The organism is Algoriphagus sp. 4150, from assembly GCF_031457395.1.
Lineage (GTDB): Bacteria > Bacteroidota > Bacteroidia > Cytophagales > Cyclobacteriaceae > Algoriphagus.
The window spans coordinates 1-20,284 of sequence record NZ_JAVDWS010000038.1; the positions used below are offsets into that span (position 1 = coordinate 1).

General features: G+C 41.5%; 21 protein-coding genes. 10 read left to right on the top strand and 11 right to left on the bottom strand.

The features are described 5' to 3' along the window. Window positions 1–87: 87 nt before the first annotated feature. Window positions 88–1,413 (top strand): glycosyl hydrolase family 28 protein, encoded by a 1,326-nt coding sequence (locus J2X69_RS23815; protein ID WP_310109090.1) that lies wholly within the window; start codon window positions 88–90, stop codon window positions 1,411–1,413. Between the two features lie 62 nt (window positions 1,414–1,475). Next, on the top strand, window positions 1,476–1,844 hold the full coding sequence (locus tag J2X69_RS23820) for a DMT family protein (RefSeq protein WP_310109093.1): 369 nt from the start codon (window positions 1,476–1,478) through the stop codon (window positions 1,842–1,844). 4 nt (window positions 1,845–1,848) lie between these two features. Here the strand turns inward: J2X69_RS23820 and J2X69_RS23825 are convergent, their stop codons facing one another. Then, a complete protein-coding gene (locus J2X69_RS23825; RefSeq protein WP_310109095.1) occupies window positions 1,849–2,892 on the bottom strand; it encodes a putative zinc-binding peptidase in 1,044 nt (347 codons plus the stop codon). A 223-nt stretch (window positions 2,893–3,115) separates the two neighbouring features. Between J2X69_RS23825 and aqpZ the strand changes: the two genes are divergently transcribed. From aqpZ to J2X69_RS23840, 3 genes are read left to right on the top strand one after another with little or no spacing between them, the layout of a single operon-like run. After that, entirely contained in the window at window positions 3,116–3,805 is a 690-nt protein-coding gene (gene aqpZ / locus J2X69_RS23830; RefSeq protein ID WP_310109098.1) for an aquaporin Z, read from the top strand. Between the two features lie 31 nt (window positions 3,806–3,836). Beyond that, window positions 3,837–4,286 (top strand): outer membrane insertion C- signal, encoded by a 450-nt coding sequence (locus tag J2X69_RS23835; protein WP_310109101.1) that lies wholly within the window; start codon window positions 3,837–3,839, stop codon window positions 4,284–4,286. 47 nt (window positions 4,287–4,333) lie between these two features. Continuing rightward, window positions 4,334–4,789, top strand: coding sequence for a DUF1905 domain-containing protein (locus tag J2X69_RS23840; RefSeq protein WP_310109104.1), 456 nt, complete (start codon window positions 4,334–4,336; stop codon window positions 4,787–4,789). Between the two features lie 2 nt (window positions 4,790–4,791). Here J2X69_RS23840 and J2X69_RS23845 read toward each other — a convergent pair whose 3' ends face one another. The 10 genes from J2X69_RS23845 to J2X69_RS23890 form a co-directional block, all read right to left on the bottom strand. Continuing rightward, the gene (locus tag J2X69_RS23845) at window positions 4,792–7,194 is read right to left on the bottom strand and encodes a TonB-dependent receptor (RefSeq protein WP_310109107.1); all 2,403 of its coding nucleotides are present in this window, start codon (window positions 7,192–7,194) and stop codon (window positions 4,792–4,794) included. A 26-nt stretch (window positions 7,195–7,220) separates the two neighbouring features. Continuing rightward, complete coding sequence (locus tag J2X69_RS23850) at window positions 7,221–7,910, bottom strand: fatty acid desaturase (protein ID WP_310109111.1); 690 nt, start codon at window positions 7,908–7,910, stop codon at window positions 7,221–7,223. 23 nt (window positions 7,911–7,933) lie between these two features. Next, complete coding sequence (locus tag J2X69_RS23855; RefSeq protein ID WP_310109115.1) at window positions 7,934–8,779, bottom strand: 4-hydroxy-3-methylbut-2-enyl diphosphate reductase; 846 nt, start codon at window positions 8,777–8,779, stop codon at window positions 7,934–7,936. A gap of 12 nt (window positions 8,780–8,791) precedes the next feature. Beyond that, window positions 8,792–9,493, bottom strand: a complete 702-nt coding sequence (locus J2X69_RS23860) for a lycopene cyclase domain-containing protein (RefSeq protein ID WP_310109117.1) — start codon at window positions 9,491–9,493, stop codon at window positions 8,792–8,794. A gap of 2 nt (window positions 9,494–9,495) precedes the next feature. Then, window positions 9,496–10,338: a phytoene/squalene synthase family protein gene (locus tag J2X69_RS23865; RefSeq protein ID WP_310109119.1), complete on the bottom strand. Its 843-nt coding sequence runs from the start codon at window positions 10,336–10,338 to the stop codon at window positions 9,496–9,498. A gap of 19 nt (window positions 10,339–10,357) precedes the next feature. After that, entirely contained in the window at window positions 10,358–11,836 is a 1,479-nt protein-coding gene (locus J2X69_RS23870) for a phytoene desaturase family protein (RefSeq protein ID WP_310109122.1), read from the bottom strand. Between the two features lie 4 nt (window positions 11,837–11,840). Then, window positions 11,841–12,353 carry an RNA polymerase sigma factor gene (locus J2X69_RS23875; RefSeq protein WP_310109124.1) on the bottom strand — a complete coding sequence of 171 codons (513 nt, stop codon included), beginning with the start codon at window positions 12,351–12,353 and terminating at the stop codon, window positions 11,841–11,843. 515 nt (window positions 12,354–12,868) lie between these two features. Further along, on the bottom strand, window positions 12,869–13,759 hold the full coding sequence (locus J2X69_RS23880) for a MerR family transcriptional regulator (protein ID WP_310109128.1): 891 nt from the start codon (window positions 13,757–13,759) through the stop codon (window positions 12,869–12,871). After that, complete coding sequence (locus J2X69_RS23885; protein WP_310109132.1) at window positions 13,756–14,202, bottom strand: sterol desaturase family protein; 447 nt, start codon at window positions 14,200–14,202, stop codon at window positions 13,756–13,758. The genes J2X69_RS23880 and J2X69_RS23885 overlap by 4 nt, the downstream gene beginning before the upstream one ends. A gap of 70 nt (window positions 14,203–14,272) precedes the next feature. Continuing rightward, window positions 14,273–14,941, bottom strand: coding sequence for a carotenoid biosynthesis protein (locus tag J2X69_RS23890; RefSeq protein WP_310109133.1), 669 nt, complete (start codon window positions 14,939–14,941; stop codon window positions 14,273–14,275). A 112-nt stretch (window positions 14,942–15,053) separates the two neighbouring features. On the opposite strand from J2X69_RS23890, the gene J2X69_RS23895 reads away from it, so the two are divergent. From J2X69_RS23895 to J2X69_RS23915, 5 genes are all read left to right on the top strand, one after another. Continuing rightward, window positions 15,054–15,359 (top strand): DUF4286 family protein, encoded by a 306-nt coding sequence (locus tag J2X69_RS23895; RefSeq protein WP_310109135.1) that lies wholly within the window; start codon window positions 15,054–15,056, stop codon window positions 15,357–15,359. A gap of 164 nt (window positions 15,360–15,523) precedes the next feature. Further along, a complete protein-coding gene (locus J2X69_RS23900; protein ID WP_310109138.1) occupies window positions 15,524–16,654 on the top strand; it encodes a DUF4221 family protein in 1,131 nt (376 codons plus the stop codon). A gap of 96 nt (window positions 16,655–16,750) precedes the next feature. Beyond that, window positions 16,751–17,899 carry a DUF4221 family protein gene (locus J2X69_RS23905; protein WP_310109140.1) on the top strand — a complete coding sequence of 383 codons (1,149 nt, stop codon included), beginning with the start codon at window positions 16,751–16,753 and terminating at the stop codon, window positions 17,897–17,899. A gap of 5 nt (window positions 17,900–17,904) precedes the next feature. Further along, on the top strand, window positions 17,905–19,011 hold the full coding sequence (locus J2X69_RS23910; protein WP_310109142.1) for a DUF4221 family protein: 1,107 nt from the start codon (window positions 17,905–17,907) through the stop codon (window positions 19,009–19,011). A 4-nt stretch (window positions 19,012–19,015) separates the two neighbouring features. Further along, complete coding sequence (locus J2X69_RS23915; protein ID WP_310109144.1) at window positions 19,016–20,173, top strand: DUF4221 family protein; 1,158 nt, start codon at window positions 19,016–19,018, stop codon at window positions 20,171–20,173. Window positions 20,174–20,284 lie beyond the last annotated feature (111 nt).

Below are 20,284 nucleotides of genomic sequence, written 5' to 3' on the forward strand. Positions count from 1 at the left end.
AGCATGAATATGAAAATTTAACTTCTTAGCGTTTTCTTACCCTTACCTAAAAATATAAAAATGAAGTGACAGAAAAATTATAAACATATGAAAAACCCATTATTCCTGATTCTATTGCTGTGCGGATTTACATTTACCTCCTTTTCCCAGGACAACTCCAAGGATCTTTGGCCTGATGGAACTGAGATTTCACCTTGGTTTCATGATTATTCAAAGGTGAAACTTGAAGATCTCGGCAAGCCCTATCTACTTACGGATTATGGAGTAAAAAATGACAGTAGTATTTTGCAAACGGAGCAAATTCAGTCAGTGATCGATCAAGCTGCAGAAACAGGCGGAGTGGTGATCGTTCCCAAGGGGACTTTCTTGAGCGGAGCCTTGTTTTTCAAACCGAATACCCACCTTCATGTGACTGAAGATGCAGTATTGAAAGGTTCTGACGATATCGCCGATTACCCGTTGATCCCTTCCCGTATGGAAGGTCAAAACTTGGATTATTATGCAGCTTTGGTAAATGCCTATGGAGTCGATGGTTTTACAATTTCCGGAGGCGGGACGATCAATGGAAACGGACTTAAATTTTGGGAAGCATTTTGGCAGCGGAGAAAGGAAGATCCAAACTGCACAAACCTTGAAGTTTCCCGACCGCGCTTGGTCTTCATCTGGAAAAGCAATGATGTGCAAGTACAGGATGTCAAACTGATCAATGCAGGTTTCTGGAGCAGTCATTATTACCAGTGCAGGAATGTCAAACTTCTGGATCTGAGAATCACCTCTCCACATGAGCCTGTGAAGGCTCCAAGTACTGATGCGATCGATCTGGATGTGGTGTCCAATGTGCTGATCAAAGGCTGCTATCTCGCCGTAAATGATGATGCGATAGCGCTGAAAGGAGGAAAGGGACCTTGGGCGGACGAAGACCCCTCTAATGGAGAAAACACCAACATCCTCATCGAAGACAGTGAATTTGGTTTTTGCCACTCAGCACTTACCCATGGCAGTGAATCCATCCACAACAAGAACGTGATCATGCGGAATATCAAGGTAAAGGATGCAGTAAGGCTCCTTTGGCTGAAAATGAGACCGGACACACCTCAGCACTACGAATACATCACTGTGGAAAACATCCAAGGACAGGCAAGAAGTTTTATTTATGTGAAGCCTTGGACTCAGTTTTTTGACTTGAAAGGGAAAACTGAAATTCCGCTCTCCTATTCGGATCATATCACGATGAGAAATATTGAGCTGGAGTGTGAGGTCTTTTTTGATGTGGCCATCACGGAGCATGACCGATTGGCAGATTTCAAATTTGAAAACTTGACTATCACCACCAAAAATCCCGCATTTGACACTTCTATGGTCGATGGATTTCAAGTCAAAAATGTAGTGGTTAACGGCAAAAATTTAGAGTAGCGGCGGAAATACAAGGGATTACTTTATTGATGAAATTTGCGGGATTCTTATTTCATCCACTTATGAAGGCACTCCTTACTATCGCGCTGCTTGTACTTTCCAATACGTTCATGACTCTTGCCTGGTACGGGCATCTGAAATTTGCCGAATGGAAATGGTTTAGCAAACTTGGGCTGTTTTCCGTCATTTTGATTTCTTGGGGTATTGCTCTTTTTGAGTATTGCTTTCAAGTACCTGCCAATAAAATTGGATTTAGCGGAAATGGAGGTCCATTTTCTCTGGTTCAGCTGAAGGTTATCCAAGAAGTCATCACGTTGGTGGTCTTTATGATTTTTTCGGTGATTGCGTTCAAAACGGAAACTTTCCGACTTAATCACCTCATCGGGTCGATTTTTCTGATTTTGGCCGTTTATTTTTTCTTTAGAAAATAATAAATTACCTGTGAGGCATCAGGCGGTGGATAAATTTCATTTTATCCACCACTGTCTGGCTTACCACAAAAGGATAAGCATCGGGTACCCCCATACTTCTGTTTAAGCTATTGATGGCAAAGGAAATCGGAGCCCAACTTTTATAGATTTCATCAAAATCTTTTTGCCGATACGGATCAAAACCAAAATCTCCCTGCAGGCTCTTTTCCCGAACTTTTGGTTTGACAGAAATTCCATAATAGTAAGCTGTTTCAGCCATATCCATGATATGAAGATAATGAGCCCAAGTCTCCGCCCAGTCTTCCCAAGCGTGCGCACTGGCGTATTGGCTTATGTAATTTTGCTGCCAATCAGCAGGAGCGCCAGCCTTGTAGTAATTATTCAAAGCCTCCCCATAATCTTCTTGATCGTTCCCAAAAAGATTTCGAAATTCATTGAGGATCTTCTCGTTTGTAGCTATCAATCTATCCCAATAATAATGCCCCACTTCGTGGCGAAAATGACCTATCAGTGTACGATAGGGTTCAGACATCTGCTTTCTCATTTGCTCCCTGTGAACTGAATCAGCCTCCGAAAGAAGAATAGTAATTACACCGTTGGCATGACCTGTCATTATCTGATCATCGCCCTGCCGGGAAATAAAATCAAAGCAAAGACCTGTTTCCGGATTATCTTCTTGAGGCAGGATTTCCATTCCAAGCTTGGTAAGCTGATAAACCAACCGATGCTTAGCCACTTCCAGTTTCTGCCATTTAGGAAAATTCTCACTATCCGATAAATCCGGGATTGTTCGATTTAGCTCACAGGCCTTACAAAAGGGCTGCTCTTCGTCTGCGGGAATCAGCCAGTTGCAAACGCCCAACCCGTGATTTTGACAGTATTTAAACGCATTTCCATTGCTATCTGAAATCAAACTGGACCTAGCGGCTTCAAAAGTCAGCATATTCAAACTGGCATCATCATACCCGGAGAGATGCCCACACTTTTCACAACTTCCATTTTCGAAGTATAACGGATGGGAACAATTACCGCATTCAAAGATTTTCATGTCCGGCTATTTGATTAAAGATAGGTAGAAGTTTAACTCACATTTCAGGCCATCATAAATGACTAGTATCGGAAATATGCCAATGAAAAAAATTCAAGTTATTGTAACACAATGAAATCTGTCGCCATTGGCAAGTAAACAAAATATTCATCTAATTTTCGTATTGAAATAAAATATAATTCTTAAATTCATTTCATATAACCTCAACTAAATAAAACTTTTTATGAAAAAATTAGTAGCAGAATTTATTGGAACCTTCTGGCTAGTGCTGGGAGGATGCGGAAGTGCCGTCTTAGCGGCCGGTTTCCCGGAACTGGGAATCGGATTCGTTGGAGTTTCCTTTGCCTTTGGCTTAACAGTCCTGACGATGGCCTATGCGATCGGGCATATTTCAGGCTGTCATCTCAATCCTGCCGTGACAGTAGGTCTATGGATGGGAGGGCGTTTTGAGAGTAAAGATGTAATTGGCTATATTATAGCACAAGTGTTAGGCGGATTGGCGGGCGCGGCAGTACTGTATGTGATCGCTACCGGCAAAGCAGGAGTTGAGCTTGGCGGTTTTGCTGCAAATGGCTACGGAGAAGCATCTCCCGGAGGATACAGTCTTACAGCTGCTTTAGTCACCGAGGTAGTCATGACCTTTATGTTTTTGATGATTATTTTGGGGTCAACTTACCCTGAAGCACCGGCCGGATTTGCCGGAATTGCGATTGGTCTCGGACTAGTATTGATTCACCTGATCAGCATCCCTGTTACAAATACCTCCGTAAATCCTGCCAGATCCACCAGTCAAGCTATTTTTGCAGGAGGCATTTACCTACAGCAGCTCTGGTTGTTCTGGTTAGCCCCTATAGTTGGTGCAATCCTTGCAGGAGTAGTTCACAAGAATTTTTTGTCACGGGCAAAAAATTAAATAGCTATCATCTAATTCTAAATCCCCTTTTATGAAAAAGGTTAAACTCTTCGGACTAGTACTCTTTTTAGCAATGGCAAGTTTCTCCCAAGCAAATGCACAAGAATTGGGTATTCGTTTTGGGAATTTCTATGGCAACAACGTCGCCGTAGATGGAGTTTTTGCACTTGGTCAATTCAGCAGAGTCCATGCGGATGTGAGCTTTGGAGGGGGAGGAGTAGGTATCGATGCGCTTTGGAACCCCATCTATCGACCTGTAGGTGCCAGTGACTTCAACTATTACCTGGGGTTTGGTCCTTCAATGTTTATAGGCGATCCCTTTTCCCTGGGGGTGGCCGGAGAAATAGGCATTGAATATCCATTTAATAGTGTGCCTATCGTAATCGGTGCTGACTGGCGGCCTAATTTTCGTCTGATAGAAAACACCAATTTCTTCGCCAATCAATTTGGCCTGAATATTCGGTGGAGATTTGGAAAATAAAACTGACAATCCTAACTAGAGGGCAGGTTTAACCTGCTCTCTTTTATATGCAACTTTTAGTCGAAGGTCAATTTTTGTTAGAACGGTTTCAGGGAAAAGGTGGCTGGACCTACATCAAGCTTCCCGGAAAAATCATTACCACGGGCAAGGCTTTTGGAATGATGAAAATCTCAGGCACAATTGATAACTATTCTTTTGAAGGAAAGCACCTACTCCCCATGGGAAATGGATTTGTATTTCTACCTGTAGCTAAACCCATAAGAAAAGTACTTGGAAAAGAAGAAGGCGATGTAGTCCGGATTAAATTTTTTCAAGAAGAAATTCCCAACAAACTTCCTCAGGAATTAATCGATTGCCTCAAAGATGATCCGGGCAAATTTGAACTATTCGGGAAGCTTTCTTCCACCGATCAGGAAAACTGGATTGAGTACATCTACAGTGTGGATGATATAGACGCGAGATCCACCAGAATTATCAAGCTCTTAAATTCGCTGGGCGGCTAGGATCAGAACTCCACTATTATTCCGATTGTAGGTAGAATCGACCCCGCAGGATTATCCAGATATTTCAGTTGATATCGGCTTGGATCAGTTGGATCTATCTGTAAATTTCCATCAGGATCTCTAACCGGGACAAGCAATGGCGGTTGTTCCGCTTTGAAATTGTAGGCATTTTGAATATCCACGTACCAATTAAGATTCCATTTCAGGAAATAATACTTCTTATCCAACCTCAGATCCAGCTGGTGGAACCCGGCAAGTCGTACTGCGTTGATTTGCGAATAATCCAAAACAGGCTGGTTTCTCAAGTCCCAATTGCTGATCAGACTTGATTCTTCGTAGTCATAGGGAGTATAAGGCGTACCTCCCAAAAATCTCCATCTTGCTCCTATTTCCCAATTATTCCCAAAGCGCCTTCCTGCTGTCAAACTCACGATAAATCGATTGTCCCAAGAAGAAGGAATATAGCCGGCAGTGTTAGGATTTGTAAATTCACTCCTGACCAAAGTAAGAGAGGCTATCCCATAAAAATTCTCGAAAAGCCGCTGCTGTGCCAGCATCTCAAGACCATAAGCCCTTCCCTCTGAATTGGATTCCACAGGCTCATTTCCGATTACTCCAAAATCAGCTCCTAAATTTGCGAGAGAAATCCCATTTCTTACCGATGAGGGATAATTGCTGTATTTCTTATAAAAAGCCTCCACGGTAAATCGACGGTTTTTCTCCGGCATCAACCATTCAATTCCCGCAATCAGCTGAGAATTCCGAATAAACCGCACATTATTGAGCTGATTGACTAGCTCTCCCTGATCGTCTTTGTACCCCAGCACGGTGTATGAGGGCTTTTGATAATAAATTCCTGCATTTGCAGTAGCAAAAAGATTTGGCCTCAGCTGATAGGAGAAAGAAATCCTTGGGCTCAACTGATTCAACGGGTTCTCTGCTGTTTTTCCGAAATCCCCTCCATCAGCCCGCAATCCTGCTGAGATAAGTAAGCGCTCATCGTCAAAATACTTGCTTGCAGATACAAATCCTCCATATAGACTGAAGTTGGAAGTGGATTCCAAATTGATCACTTCCCCGCTCCCCGCCAAGGTAGACCGATCAAAATTCTTAATATAATATCTGGAATATTCGTAGTTGACACCGTATTTAACAGTAAAGCCATTTTTGAACACACTATTCTCTGCCCGAAATTTATTCTCAGACTCTTGGGACAAATAATCAAAAAGCAGCTTGTCGGGAGAACTTTCGTCGTTGCCGGCATACTTGACAGAATGATTGTTTAGCATATTTCTACTCAGCACGAATGTCCAAAAACCATTCTCCCTATATCGCTTCAATTTCACTCCCGTTGCATAATTCCACTGATTCTGTACAGGAAGCACATCCAGCAAGTAAAGTCGATTCTCCCTATCCTCTTCTGTCTCATCCTTAGGCACATCCATGTTGAGCACAAACTTATCTATTGCCCCCACACCAATAAAAGTAAGTTCAGTTTTATCATTGATTTTAGTGGTGGTTTTCAGCTGGAAGTCGTTGAAAGTGGGAAGAAAAGGCAATCCTATCAACTTGAACAGCCCTTGCAAATACGAACGACGGGCAGAAAGGAGATAGGTGGTTTTGTCCCCAATAGGCCCTTCATTGGATAAAGTCAATTCGGAAGCTCCCACAGTCAGTTGAGTTGCCATTTTATCCCTGCGGCCTTCTTTAAGTTGAAATTCAAAGAAAGAGCTCAATGCATCCATACGATTGGCTGGAAATCCACCTGCAATCAAGTCTACATTTTTGATCAGATTGACATTGAGAATCCCTACAGGCCCACCGGAAGATCCTTGTGTGGCAAAGTGATTGATCACAGGGACTTCTATCTCATCAATGAAAAACTTATTTTCATTGGGAGCACCTCCACGGATCAAAATATCGTTCCTAAAGCTTGGAGTACTTGCCACTCCAGGCAGTGCCTGGATTACCCTTGAAATATCCCTGTTCCCTCCAGGATACCGCTCTATTTCATTGGAATTAAGTTTCCTTACCGAAAGAGGTGTTTCTTCAGACCGGGAAAAATCAGAATTGACCACCACTTCAGATAGCTCCGAAGCGTCTTCTATAAGCTCAAAATCCAACTGTACAGGACGGGCCAGTGTCACCTGCACTTCAAAAGCGGTCTTGGTTTTGAATCCCACAAAACTCGCCCGAACGTTATAAAGTCCCGCAGGAATATTCGACAGCTTATACAGACCGTTTTCATCCGAAATTGCTCCAAACTCAGTACCTAATACAAGTACGTTGGCAAATGCAACAGGCTGATTATTGATGGGATTTGTGATTTTTCCACGGATGACTCCTTGCGAAAAAGTTTGAAACGAACTGAAAACTAGTGCTAAAAGCACGAAAAACTGTTTCATCAAAATTCTTACGTTTTATGCTGAGTTTATTTCACTCTCCACAACCTCCACCATGGAGTGCCGGGAGAATCGTGATGCTCGTAGTGATAGCCAAAGAAATAACAGGTAATAAAAGCCCAAAAGTGGTTTTTCTCCTGAGTGGTAGAATGATGTTTATTGTCATTTTCCCCCTTATGGGGCAGGTAGGTACCGAAAAAAAACAGCTGAAATGTGGATAGTACCGCAGGCAGCATCCAGAACAAAATCAAATTTTCCGTAGGGAGAAATAGCTTTAGAATATTAAAAGTAACCGCCATCAAGAGAATCTGCCAAATACTGATATACTGCTTAATGAAGCTGTAATACCATGCGAAGAAATTGTCCGAATGATGGTAATCCGGGTCTTGGTCAGTCGCTACAAATCTATGATGGGCATGATGTCTTGGGAAAAGTCTGCTATAGAAATTATAGGAGAATAGAAGTGCTGCAAACCATCCTATGGCATTGTTCAGTTTCTTGTCGCCTGAAACCAAACCGTGCATGGCATCATGTGCCGTGATAAAAAGTCCGGTATAAAGGTGCATTTGGATCAAAATACCCAAATAAACCAATGGGGCATTCCATGAAACAGGATAGTTCAAAAGAATTATCAAAGAAAAAAACCAAAGTCCTATAATAACTAATGCGATCAAAACACCTTTCGGATCAACAGACGCATGTGTGACTTTCGACTTCATAAAGGCAATTTGGGAATGTTTTCTCAAAAAGTCAGAATCCTTTCCTTCACCTGCTCCATAAGCCACATGGGTGTGGATGTTGCTCCGCAGATTCCTACACGGTCATTTTCGCCAAACCAGCCAGACTCAATCTGATCCGAATTAGACACAAAATATGTGTTGGGGTTGGTGTCTTTACAGACATTGAAAAGCACTTTCCCATTCGAAGACTTGGTGCCGCTCACGAAAACAATCTTATCGAATCTTGCTGCGAAATCACGTAGCTCTTTATCACGGTTAGACACCTGTCTGCATATGGTATCATTGGTATTCACAGCAATTCCATTCTCTTTCAGCACCGAATTGATTTCATAAAATTTATCCGTGCTTTTAGTCGTCTGACTATAGAGTGTGATGCTTTGGGGGAGCGTGTCCAAGTCCAATTCAGAAATATCCTGAAAGACTACCGCCTCGTTATTGGTTTGACCGAGCAGACCGATTACTTCTGCATGGGCATGTTTCCCATAGATATAGATAAAATCTCCCTTGTCAAAGGAATTTTTGATTCTATGCTGAAGTTTTAACACAACAGGACAGCTAGCATCTATCAACGTCAGGTTGTTTTTGATCGCAAGCTCATAGGTGGATGGGGGCTCCCCATGTGCTCGAATCAGCACATGTTCATCCTGCAGTTCTTTTAGGATCTCATGGTCGATAATTTTCAAGCCTTTCCGTTTAAGCCGGTTTACCTCTTCATCATTGTGAACGATGTCGCCAAGGCAATATAAATGTCCTGACTCATCAAGAATATCTTCAGCCATTTCTATAGCATAAACTACCCCGAAACAGAAGCCGGAATGCGCATCAATCTGAACTTGAAGATTCTTCATAACCTAATAACTCTAAGCTCCTTGAATTGTTTTTCTCTTTCTGAAAAATTCAAATAAGGATACGTTGGCAAGCAGTAATGTCATAGAATAGATTGTGTCTTCTATGGGAACGGTCCAGATTCTAATTCCCAGATTCTCGGAATTATTGTAGATCACCACAGGCTCCGGCGTAAGACCTCCTGTCAGTACACCATTGCAAAGGATAAACGGAATTAAGTGAATTAAGTATGCAAATAAGAATCTGCCCATAAACTTGCCTTTGAAAACCAACCAGTGAATCCCCAGTGCCAGGGCTCCTATGATAAAATTAACTGAGGTGTATAGTTTATCCAGATTCAAAAATGCCAGAGCTAACAAAAGGGGAATCATTACTACTACGAAAGGCTTGCCTAAGGGCTGAAAAATATCCTTTGGGAAAAAATAGATCAATACCTCATAGATAAAGATGCAGGCATAGGGTACAGTAAAGAAAAAAAGCCATTCTTCAATAGGTAATTGAAAAATGTAAATCCCAATTACATACCTTGGATTGAATTCCCAAATTCCATTAACGGTAAACCAATGGTCCCATACCAAGAAGAATGCGGCTGTAATCAGAAGAGCAGGAAATAAAGCATACCATTTGCGGGCGTATCTGATTTTTGGCTCAAAAGACCGGATGAGCGGAAAGGAAATTGCAAAAAGATTTACTGCTAAATAGAGGTATTTTTCCATACTCAACTTAAGCCCAGTTTACTGCCAAAGTAGGTACCCAACAGCAGGGTAAACTTCTGGGAATTTGGGATTCTGATTCGCTCAGCGGTGATCTTAGCGGCAGAAAGCCCCTTTATCTTATCAAACAGTTTCTGATAATACAAGTATGCTACCTTCACTCCCAGTTTCGCTCCTTCGGGAAGCTGCGCTATACCGATAAGTGCCTCATCAAAATCCTTCTGAATATCTTCTTCTATGAGGCCTTTGGCCAATTTGTCAAATAACTCAAAAGATACTCCCGGAAAATACACTCTTCCCCGCTCTTCGTAATCACTCTTGATATCACGGAGGAAATTCACTTTTTGGAAAGCGGATCCGAGCATTTGCGCCGGTCTTTTCAATCGCCGATACATCGCATCGTCACCTTCCACAAATACTTTCAGGCACATCAGCCCAACCACTTCTGCCGACCCATAAATATACTCTTGGTATCTGCTGTCATTGTAAGTACTAAAATCCAGATCCATGGCCATACTTTGGAAAAATGACTCTATAAGATCCAACTCAATAGTGTATTTATTCACCATCAACTGAAACCCATGCAATACAGGGTTCAAAGAGAGCTTCGTCTCAATCGCCACATAAGTTTCACGTCTAAATTCTGCCAGCAACTTAGCCTTGTCATGGTCATGAAAAGTATCCACTATCTCGTCTGCATAGCGTACAAAACCATAAATGGCATAAACAGGAGCATGGAATTTCTTGTCCAAAGTCTGTATCCCAAGTGTAAAACTGGTACTGTACCGCTGTGTGATCAGCTTACCACAATCTAAACTTGTTTGGTCAAATAACTCCTTGGCATCCATAATTGAATATACTGTTTTACTACGAATTTTCCCGAATCACCTCTTTTGCAACCACATAGCCCGAAATCAAGGAGGGGGGAACGCCCGGTCCGGGAACTGTGAGTTGACCTGTATAGAACAGATTACTTACCTTTTTGTTTTTCAGAGAAGGTTTTAGCAATGCCGTTTGTTTTAGCGTATTTGCCAGCCCATAGGCATTCCCCTTATAGGCATGATAATCTGCCTTGAAGTCAGAGTGCGCATAGGAGCGTTTGAAAATCACATCGGACCGTATTTCCTGGCCCGTGATTTTTTCCAATCTTTCCATGATCATCTCATAGTATTTCTCTCTGATCTCTTCAGAGTCTTCCAGATCAGTAGCTAGTGGAATAAGCAAAAACAGATTTTCCATACCTTCAGGAGCAACAGTGTCATCAGTCACAGATGGAACACATGCGTAGAATAACGGTTTTTCAGGCCATCTTGGATTGGTATAGATGGCATCTGCATGCGGGCCAAGCGGCTCGTCAAAGAACAGGTTATGATGGCGAAGATTTTTCAGTTTCTTGCCTATCCCTAAGTAAAACAGCAAGCTGGAAGGTGCCAACACACGCTTATCCCAATAATCTTCGCTGTAATTGCTGTATTTTGGATTGATCAAATGACGGTCCACATGATGATAATCTGCTCCTGCGATCACCAAGTCAGTCTTGATCCTTTCCCCTGATATCAGCCTAACCCGCTTAGCTTCACCCTGCTCTATTTCTATCTCTTCCACTTCAGTATTGTACCTGATTTTCACACCCTTTTCTTCTGCCAATGCCACCATTCCACTGATTATTTCGTGCATTCCTCCTTTGGGATACCATGTGCCCAAGACTATATCCGCATAGTTCATCAGGCTATAGAGTGCGGGAATATTTTCTGCCGTTTCTCCGAGGAAAAGCACCGGAAATTCCATTAGCCGAATGATCTTCTCCGATTTGAAAAACTTCCGCACATGACTGGACATGGACTGAAAAACATCCATTCGCATCACATCTTTCATCAGTGCCAGTGAGGCAAATTCCATCAATGACCTGCTGGGTCTTTTGACCAAATCGTGAATTCCTATTTGATATTTATACTTGGCTTGCGCCAAAAACTTATCCAACTGTGCCGCAGCTCCCGGTTCTATCTCTTCCAGCTTGGCCTTGAATTCATCTAGATTCGCAGGAATATCCAACACATCGTCCTGCCCATAAATCACCGAATAGGATGGATCTAGTCGCAATAATTCATAATAATCGGCTGGTTTTTTGTCGAAATTGGAAAAATAGTCTTCGAATACATCAGGCATCCAATACCAGCTTGGTCCCATGTCGAAAGTAAATCCCTGAGCAGAGAATTTTCTGGCTCTTCCTCCCGGAGAATCATTTTTCTCCAGAAGTGTGACGGAAAAGTTATTGGCAGCGAGGTGGGTTGCGGCAGAAAGACCGGCAAATCCAGAACCAATCACTACCACATGTTTTTGCTTCATCCCGTTAATTTACGTGCTTATAGACCATCAAATCCTCTTTGAGGTACTTTCGGGCAATATGAATTCTATTTTTAACAGTTCCAATGGGAATACTCAGACGATCAGCTATCTCATGGTACTTAAACCCTCTGTAGTAAAGCAAAAACGGCGTACTGAATATCTCATCCAACCTGTCGATCGCCCGATAAATATCTTCTATCGCAAACTCTCCAAAAGCGGAATTTTCTACCAAAGAAGCACTGGAATTAATGTAATGTAGGTTTTCTGTAGTATCTACGAAAGTCGCCCGTCTCACCATCTTCTGATAGTTGGTGATGAAGGTGTTTTTCATAATTGTATAAAGCCAAGCCTTCAGATTAGTGCCATCTGCAAATTTATCCTGATTGGTAAAGGCTTTCACCATAGTGTCTTGAAGCAAGTCATTTGCATCGTCCAGGTCTCTTGTCAGCTTCAAGGCAAATGGCTTCAATACAACGGATATCTGATCTAAAGAATAACTGAATTCGGAAGAGGTCATGACTTCTTTATTTTTGTTTAATCAAATCTACAATTCGTTAAACAAAATAGCAAGAAATTGTTTAAACAAAATTTATAGCCATTAAACAGAAAGTCTCGTACTAAATCAAGTGAATTGGCATTCATTGGGTGAAAAAATGACCTATATTGCCATTATGGAGCGAATAATGTAAAATCAGAAATTCAATTTTTGTTTATTAATTTTGAATTAAAGATGAACAAAATAATAGCAAAGCTCCATTTCCCAAGTATTTACGATAACCGAGCATGCCTACTCTCAGATTGTAAGGGAAGAAACTAGAGGAACAAGAATGAATGCGGTTAATCAAAAAAACATTCACAAATCAGACTTCCAGCCTCTGTAAGGTATCACCATTCCTACGATAGGAACACACAAATGGTAAAAAATGCAAATTAGATCTTGATTCAAGATGAGGGATAGCATGCAACAAAAAAATAGGGGAGGATGTCCCAAAACTATGCGCCTCGGTGATTAAAATAAACTTTCAGTAGTAATTAGGCTACACTTTCTTCCATCTGAACAAGAATACGCTTGATTTCTTTTGCATAAGTAAGCAAACGAATACTGGGAGGTATAACGATTGATTGCTCCAGCGCCTGCAATCCTGAGACAAAAATCTCTGAATTTCCAAATTCCCTTTCCAACATATCTACATAATTCTGTACTTTATCTCCCGCCGGAGAAGAGGTGATCACCGTCAGCAGAAAATCCGGCTTCTGCATACGATAAACGGAAATCAGATCTGCTTTAGGGGTACTTTGCCCTAGATAAATGACCTTATGCCCATGCTTTTTTATAAGGTAAGAGCTGAAAAGCAAAGAAAGCTCATGCAATTCTCCCTCAGGAAGGAAAAGCATAAAGGTTTTGCCTTGTGTGCCGGTCAATTGTCCGTCTATAGCTACAATTAATTTTTGGCGTATCAGATTCGAGATGAAATGCTCTTGGGCAGGATTTATTGCTCCCGTCTGCCAGAGAACTCCAATCTTGGAGAGGAAAGGATAAATCACATTCAGCACCGTCTCCTCAAAACCGAGTTTCAGAATATTCGTAGATAGGATTTTCTCAAATCTTACCTCATCCATATCTATCATACAAATAGTGAGTGCCTGAATCTGGTCTGCATGATCCACAGACTGATCCGTTAGCCGTATGATCTCCCGACTTATATCAGCACTGTCCATTGCCGCGATCTTACTGATTTTCAACCCATTTGAATTCAGCATGGCTACATTCAAAATCAGTTTCAAATCTGTATCGTCATAATAGCGGATATTGGTTTCAGTCCTTTTGGGATTGAGAAGATTATACCGCTGTTCCCAGATTCTAAGCGTGTGCGCTTTGATTCCGGAAAGTTGCTCTAGGTCCTTTATCGAATAGTTGCTCACCTTTCTGTGTTCTTAAAATATTTCCTCGGCACCCAAAACAGTCCAAAGGAAACTGCCCCATCCTTTTTACTACTTTGATGATGTGCCTGATGAGCCTTAAATATCCCTCTCAGCAAGCCATTTTTTGGTCTATCCAGCCACTTCACCCGGCGATGAATCAGCACGTCGTGCAGGAGAAAATACAGCATGCCGTAGGCACTGATCCCAATCCCCATCCAGAATCTATAGTCCAATTCACCCACTCCAAGGAATATCAGCAGCACAGCAATTCCCCCAAACAACAGGGAAAACAGATCATTCAACTCAAAAAATGATTCTGAATGCCCGTGATGTGTTTTATGAATCATCCACAATGGGCCATGCATCAGGTATTTGTGAATCGCCCAGCCGGACAATTCCATCAAGACGAATCCCAATATGGCAAAACCTATCGCTTCAATCATCAGAGTAACAACTCAAGAGTCTACTTTTTGTTTTACTAAATCACTTCAGGAGTAATTTCCTTTAAAATACTCAATCCAACACAGTGAAATTTAAAATCCCAAAAAAGAGAATCATCGCAATCAGCACCAAAGCGGCGAGTGGATTGCTCTTTTCAAAATTGCCTTTTCTATAAATGTAATGGATCAGAAATGCCACCAAGAACCAGGTGAGATAATTACCGGGGGGTATGATGTCAAATTTCCAATACCAGAAATCCAACGCACTTGCCACAGGTTCCATCACATAATCCAGCGCCGTCATGGCAGTCGCCCCAAGTAGCGCCGCATAGAAATCATTGTCTGTAACCTTGTAAAACACCGAGCCGGTCAGGTACACCAAAATAAACCAGTTCACGCCTATCACAATGGGTACTTCCCAAAGCTTAGGCCCCAGCGCAGCACCATATACATAATCACCAAAAATATAACCCGTGTGTATCCCGATTAGCTCAGCTCCGAAACCCAGCCAGAAAGCCACTGCCGCAAAGACGGGGAAAGCTTCACTCCATCCCCTGTGAAATCCCAAAAGCAAAATCATCGTAACTAAGAGCTGGGCTGGAGTAAGCATCAGAAAGTACTCCCGGTATTCCGGTAAGCTCAGCCCTATAGCGCCGACGGCATACAAAGCCACCACCACGATTTTTGCGATAATCAATCGCTTATTCTGAGCCTCTGGGGGAGCTTGGGCTATTTTATGCATAGTTAGGGAGAGCTTTGAGGGAAGTAAATTCAATTATTCGTGTTTGGATTCCTAACTTTGAAATCTCAAATCCGGTTGCAAAAAAACGAAATTCCTGCCAAAATTCCCCGATATGATTCTTTACAACATCACATTCACCGTTTCCAATGATATAGAAGAGGATTTCGTCCACTGGATGAAAGACACACATATCCCTGATATTTTTGCCACCGGCTTATTTACAGAGCATAAATTCTTTCGCTTGCTGAATAGTCCCGATGACAGCGTGACCAATTATAGCATACAGTTTTTTGCAGAAAATACCCGTATGCTGATCGAATACGAAAGCCGCTATGCAAATGCCCTGCGCTACGAAACTCAAGCACGGTATGGTGAGAAGGCGATCCCATTCCGCACCTTGATGGAGTCAGTGGATTAGAAATAAGCCGGAAGATTTTTTCGGTCTTCCGGCTTTCTTCTTCCCGCCTCTGGATAAATGAAAATAGGATTGCCGGCATCACTGGGGATAGGGATATTAATTTTACATTTATTAACTAACTATTCTGCAATGAATTAAGTATTTTCCATCCTAAACTCTTTAGAATGGAAAAGTCTTTATTGTTTATTTTTATTGCTTTACTTTTTTCCTGCGGAAAATCCACTGATTCCAATAAACTGACCACGGGAAATATCCTTGAGAATCTATCTTATTCGGTGGATACAGTGGTTATAGAGTCTGGGGAAGATCTATTTGATTTATCCGGTCTAGTTCAATTATCAAGTCAATCAAACAATCCGGATTTTATTTACCTGTTTGACGAGAAGAAAACCAGAATCCAAAAAATAGATCTTGGTAAGAGGGCATTGGACACTTCATTTGGGTTTGAAAAAGAAGGTCCAGACGGGATAGGGACATATATCTTAACTATTCAACCATTAGCTAAAGACCGCTTTCTGATCGCTTCCTTTGAATCCCAAGGTATTTTCCGATCAGATGGCAGCAAAGAACTGGATCTGACACTTTCCAAATTCTCATCTTCTGAGGATGAGTCTCAAAAAGAAATCCAAATGCCTTATGAGATGTACGTATCTCCTGATGGCAAGTATGCCTATGCTTTGGTGGGGGATTTCTTTGAAGGAATATGGCACTTCGTGCGAATCAATCTGGAAAGTAAATCGCTAAAAAGTTGGGAACTGCCCGAATTCAATTCGGCAAAGAATTTCACCATAATCCTCACCTCCAGCGAAGATGTAGACCTAAGAGCTGAAGACCTCCACTTGAATGAAATTAATGAACGGATGGGCGTCACAGTGGGTAGCAGCAGTTCGATCTACGTGTACAATCCTGAGGAAGACAGTCTGCAGTTTATCAGCTTTCCACACAAACTTACAGCTGTAGAAAAGAGCGGCACATATCCATCAGAGGTGAATTCCAAAAAGGAATATGAGGACATTATCGCGGACATTGATGGGCAGATCACGTACGGCGAAATTGTCTGGGACAGCAGTACCAAGCAATACTACCGGCTCGGAAGCAAAAACCCCTCAAAAGACTCCCAGAAATCAGAAGTCTTTCTCTATGGATACGATAAGGAGCTAAGTCTTATCGGTGAACAAAAAATTGATTCCTTGAAAAAAATGCCAGTGCACTATTTCTTCAAAGACGGAAAGCTCTATTCCTATGCCAATATAGAAGACGAGCTGGGCTTCGCAGTATTCACTTTTGATTTTTAGATGTTATGAAATCGAGCATGACTCAAAAGTCACACATAGGTATGATTATCAACTATGCGAGATTCCATATGGCCACTGAAAAACAATTATAATCATATGAAAAAACTACTACCTCTTTTATTGCTTACCATTCTCGCCGGTTGCGGTGAAAAAGCCAATTCGGAAAAAGCAGAATCAGATAATATCCTCAATAATCTGACATACTCCGCAGATACGGTAGTAGTGGATTCAGGGAATGAGTTGATCAATCTTTCAAGTAGCCTTCGCTTGTCTGATGTCTCTGCTGACAGGAGTAAAATGTATCTCTACAGTGAGCGGGAGGCGAAATTATCCGTAATTGACCTAGACAAACTCTTATTGAAAGAAAAGATTCCTTTTGAGAAAGAGGGGCCAAATGGAGTAGGGACTTCTGTTTGGAATATAAATGTGATTTCAGGGGACAATTTGCTAATTAGTACTTTTCGGGATGCCGGTATTTTTAATCTCCAAGGCCAAAAACTCGAAGCAATCCAGTTAAATCAAGAAAAGGTAAATGGAATTGATGAAAATACTCAGCTCCAAAATAACAACCTCAGGGTCAGTCAAGACATGCAGCGGTATTACTCCATACCGGGTTCTGTTTTCGATATAGAAAGTCAAATGAAATTCGCGGTGATTGACCGCACTAGTCTGGATGGAAAACTGATGGAGCTGCCAGCGCTGGATATTACATTAGCGTTCACACTGATGCTGACCGGCAAGGATATGATTAAGGTATCAGGTGAGGACATTTATCTTTTGGATCAGAATGGCAGGTTTTACATCTCCACATCTGCCACGAGTGATTTATATGCATTTGATCCTAAGTTGGACTCTTTAGAAGTCCATTCTTTCCCGCTTCAGTCTATCCCAAAAGCCAAAACTGACCCACCGCACCAAAAGCAATTGACGGAGGAGGATCAATGGAATTCTGAAATTGGAAAAATTCATACCCAGATCAAATTTGGCCCTCTGCTCTGGGATGACAGCAGACAGTATTTTTTCAGAATCGCCAGTTTAATCAAACCTACCCTAGATCCTGCTATCAAGGCCAAGAAAGAAGTGTTTTTGCTGGCTTTTGACAGCGATATGAAGTTAGTCGGAGAGACTTTGATCAAAGGCCTAAAAGACACACCTGAATCTGCATTCTTCAAAGACGGCAAACTCTGGTCCTATGTCAATGTAGAAGACGAGCTCGGTTTTGCAGTATTCACTTTTGATTTTTAAAAACTATGAAAAAACTATTCCCTCTATTTCTGCTCGGAATTTGCCTCTCTTGTGGCAAACCTACGGACGAAGCCCAAAAGAAGAAAATTGATTTTTCATATAGCATAGATACGGTAATGGTGGATGCAGGAGATGAGTTGGTCTATCTCCAGACTGCTTTAAGTCATTCCAGCATTTCCAATAATCAAAAGAAGCTGTTCAATTTCTCTCCAAAGAGCGAGTTGGAAGTTATCGACTTGGACAACCTGGAATTGCTTCATAAGATTACCACAGAAAAAGAAGGAGTACTCGGTACAGGCTGGCCCTATGCAATCCAATTTGACCAAACTGAAGATTTGGTGTTTTATGGATTCAATGAAGTTAGGATCTTTAATTCAGACCTAAATTCTATGCATAGGTATTCGCTAACTGAAGAGGCTTTGTCCGGTCTTGCGCCTGATATGCTGTCGCCGTTTAATCCAAAAATCACTAACGGAAAGATTCTCTACAGCATTTATGAAAATCTTGAACAGGTTCCTCAGGGATTGGCGATCGTCTCACTGGAAGATACGAGCGTAAAAAAAATACCGCTGGAATTGGCAGAGCAAATTGAGCCTTACACCTATTCCCTTTTTGTGCAAGGAAGATTGAGCAACAAAGGCCATGAGCCAATTCATCTGATACTGGTTGAGAATCAACTCATCATATCTACCGCATATGCCCATGAAGCGATTGCTTTGAATCTAGAAAGTGAAACAGCCACCAAAATGACTTTCCATTCAGAACTGGCTCAGGACAAAACAGCCATCCCAACCCGAACATCAGCAGAAACGATCAATGAATTCGAAGACCTTTTAAGAGAAGCTGAAAAAAGTGTCAGATTCGGGCCATTCTATTTCGATAAAAACCAGAGCAGATTTTATAGGTTTTCCAGAGAACTTGATAGAGAAATAGGAGACTCCTTGATATTTAGAAATGTACTGACGGTTTTTGACAAAGAATTAAACCAAATCGTGGAGGCTGAGATTTTGGCTGATCCATTTTCAAAAAAATTCTTCAAAGACGGCAAGCTCTGGTCCTATGTCAATGTGGAAGACGAACTGGGCTTTGCAGTATTCACTTTTGATTTTTAAAATTATGAGAAGACTATTAACGATTTTTTTTCTCGCCTTCCTTGCTTCCTGTAGCAACAAAGAAAATAAATCGACTGAGCAGAAAAATGCCTTCGGGAATCTGAGCTATTCTGTGGATACGGTAGTTATTGATCCAGGGGAGTCTTTTTTAGTAATCCAGAATGAATTCCAATTGGAGCATTTTTCAAGCCTAGCGAAGGATCAAAAAACCCTTTACCTCTTTAATAATCAGGATTACAATCTTGCTGTCATTGACTTGGATCAATTGAAGCTTTTGGAATTTCTACCCTTTGAAAAAGAGGGACCAAACGGAGTTGGAGAGCACGTTCAAAGTGTTCAGTCCCTTACGAAGGATCAATTTCTGTTTACTAATTTCCAATCCACGGGGATTTTTGACAGCAACGGAAAAAACCTAACCTCATTCAAATTGAGTAACTCCGAGTTTACCGGGCTGGAAATTGATTCACCCTTCAACTACCAATTACTGATGACTTCCGACCAAAATTGGTTCTTCTCATTAACAGGCTATTATAATAATGGCGCAAAGGATTTGGTCAAATTAAATCCAAAAGACAAAACGGGAGAATTCATCAGCCTGCCCGCCCTGAACATAGCGAATGATTTTAGTGTGATGATGAGTGATAGAAGTATCCTTTCCGTTCCACAATCTATACTCAGAGAGGTAAACGGCGCACATTTTATTTCGAATGAAGTCACTTCTTCTGTATACAAATTTGATTATCAAAAAGACAGTCTTCAACTCATTACATTTCAACATCAACTGGTCCCCAATTCGAAAACAGTATCAGTAAAAAATGAGGTCTCCGGTCAAGCTGAATTTTTTGCGGAAACGGCTAAATCCTCCTCCCAAATCAGTTTTGGCAAAATGATGTGGGATGATAAGAGACAGTTCTATTTCAGGTTGGGTCATAAGATTATTACATCCCCTTTGGAGGAGGGATCTGAAATTGAAAACGAGAAAAATTATAAATCCTTCGTCTATCTATTCGTCTACGATGCTGATCTAAATCTGTTGGGAGAAACTTTGCTGGAAAATATCGGTAGACATCCAAGGTTTTATTTCATGAAAGACGGCAAACTCTGGTCTTATGTCAATCTGGAGGATGAATTGGGCTTCGCAGTATTCTCTTTTGATTTTTAAAAACTATGAAAAAACTATATGAATATACGGGATTCTGCCAGTAGCGAAATTATATACTGACAGCTGGTGACAATAGGTTGGTTGTCAGGAAGAAGTGGAGTTATTTGGTCA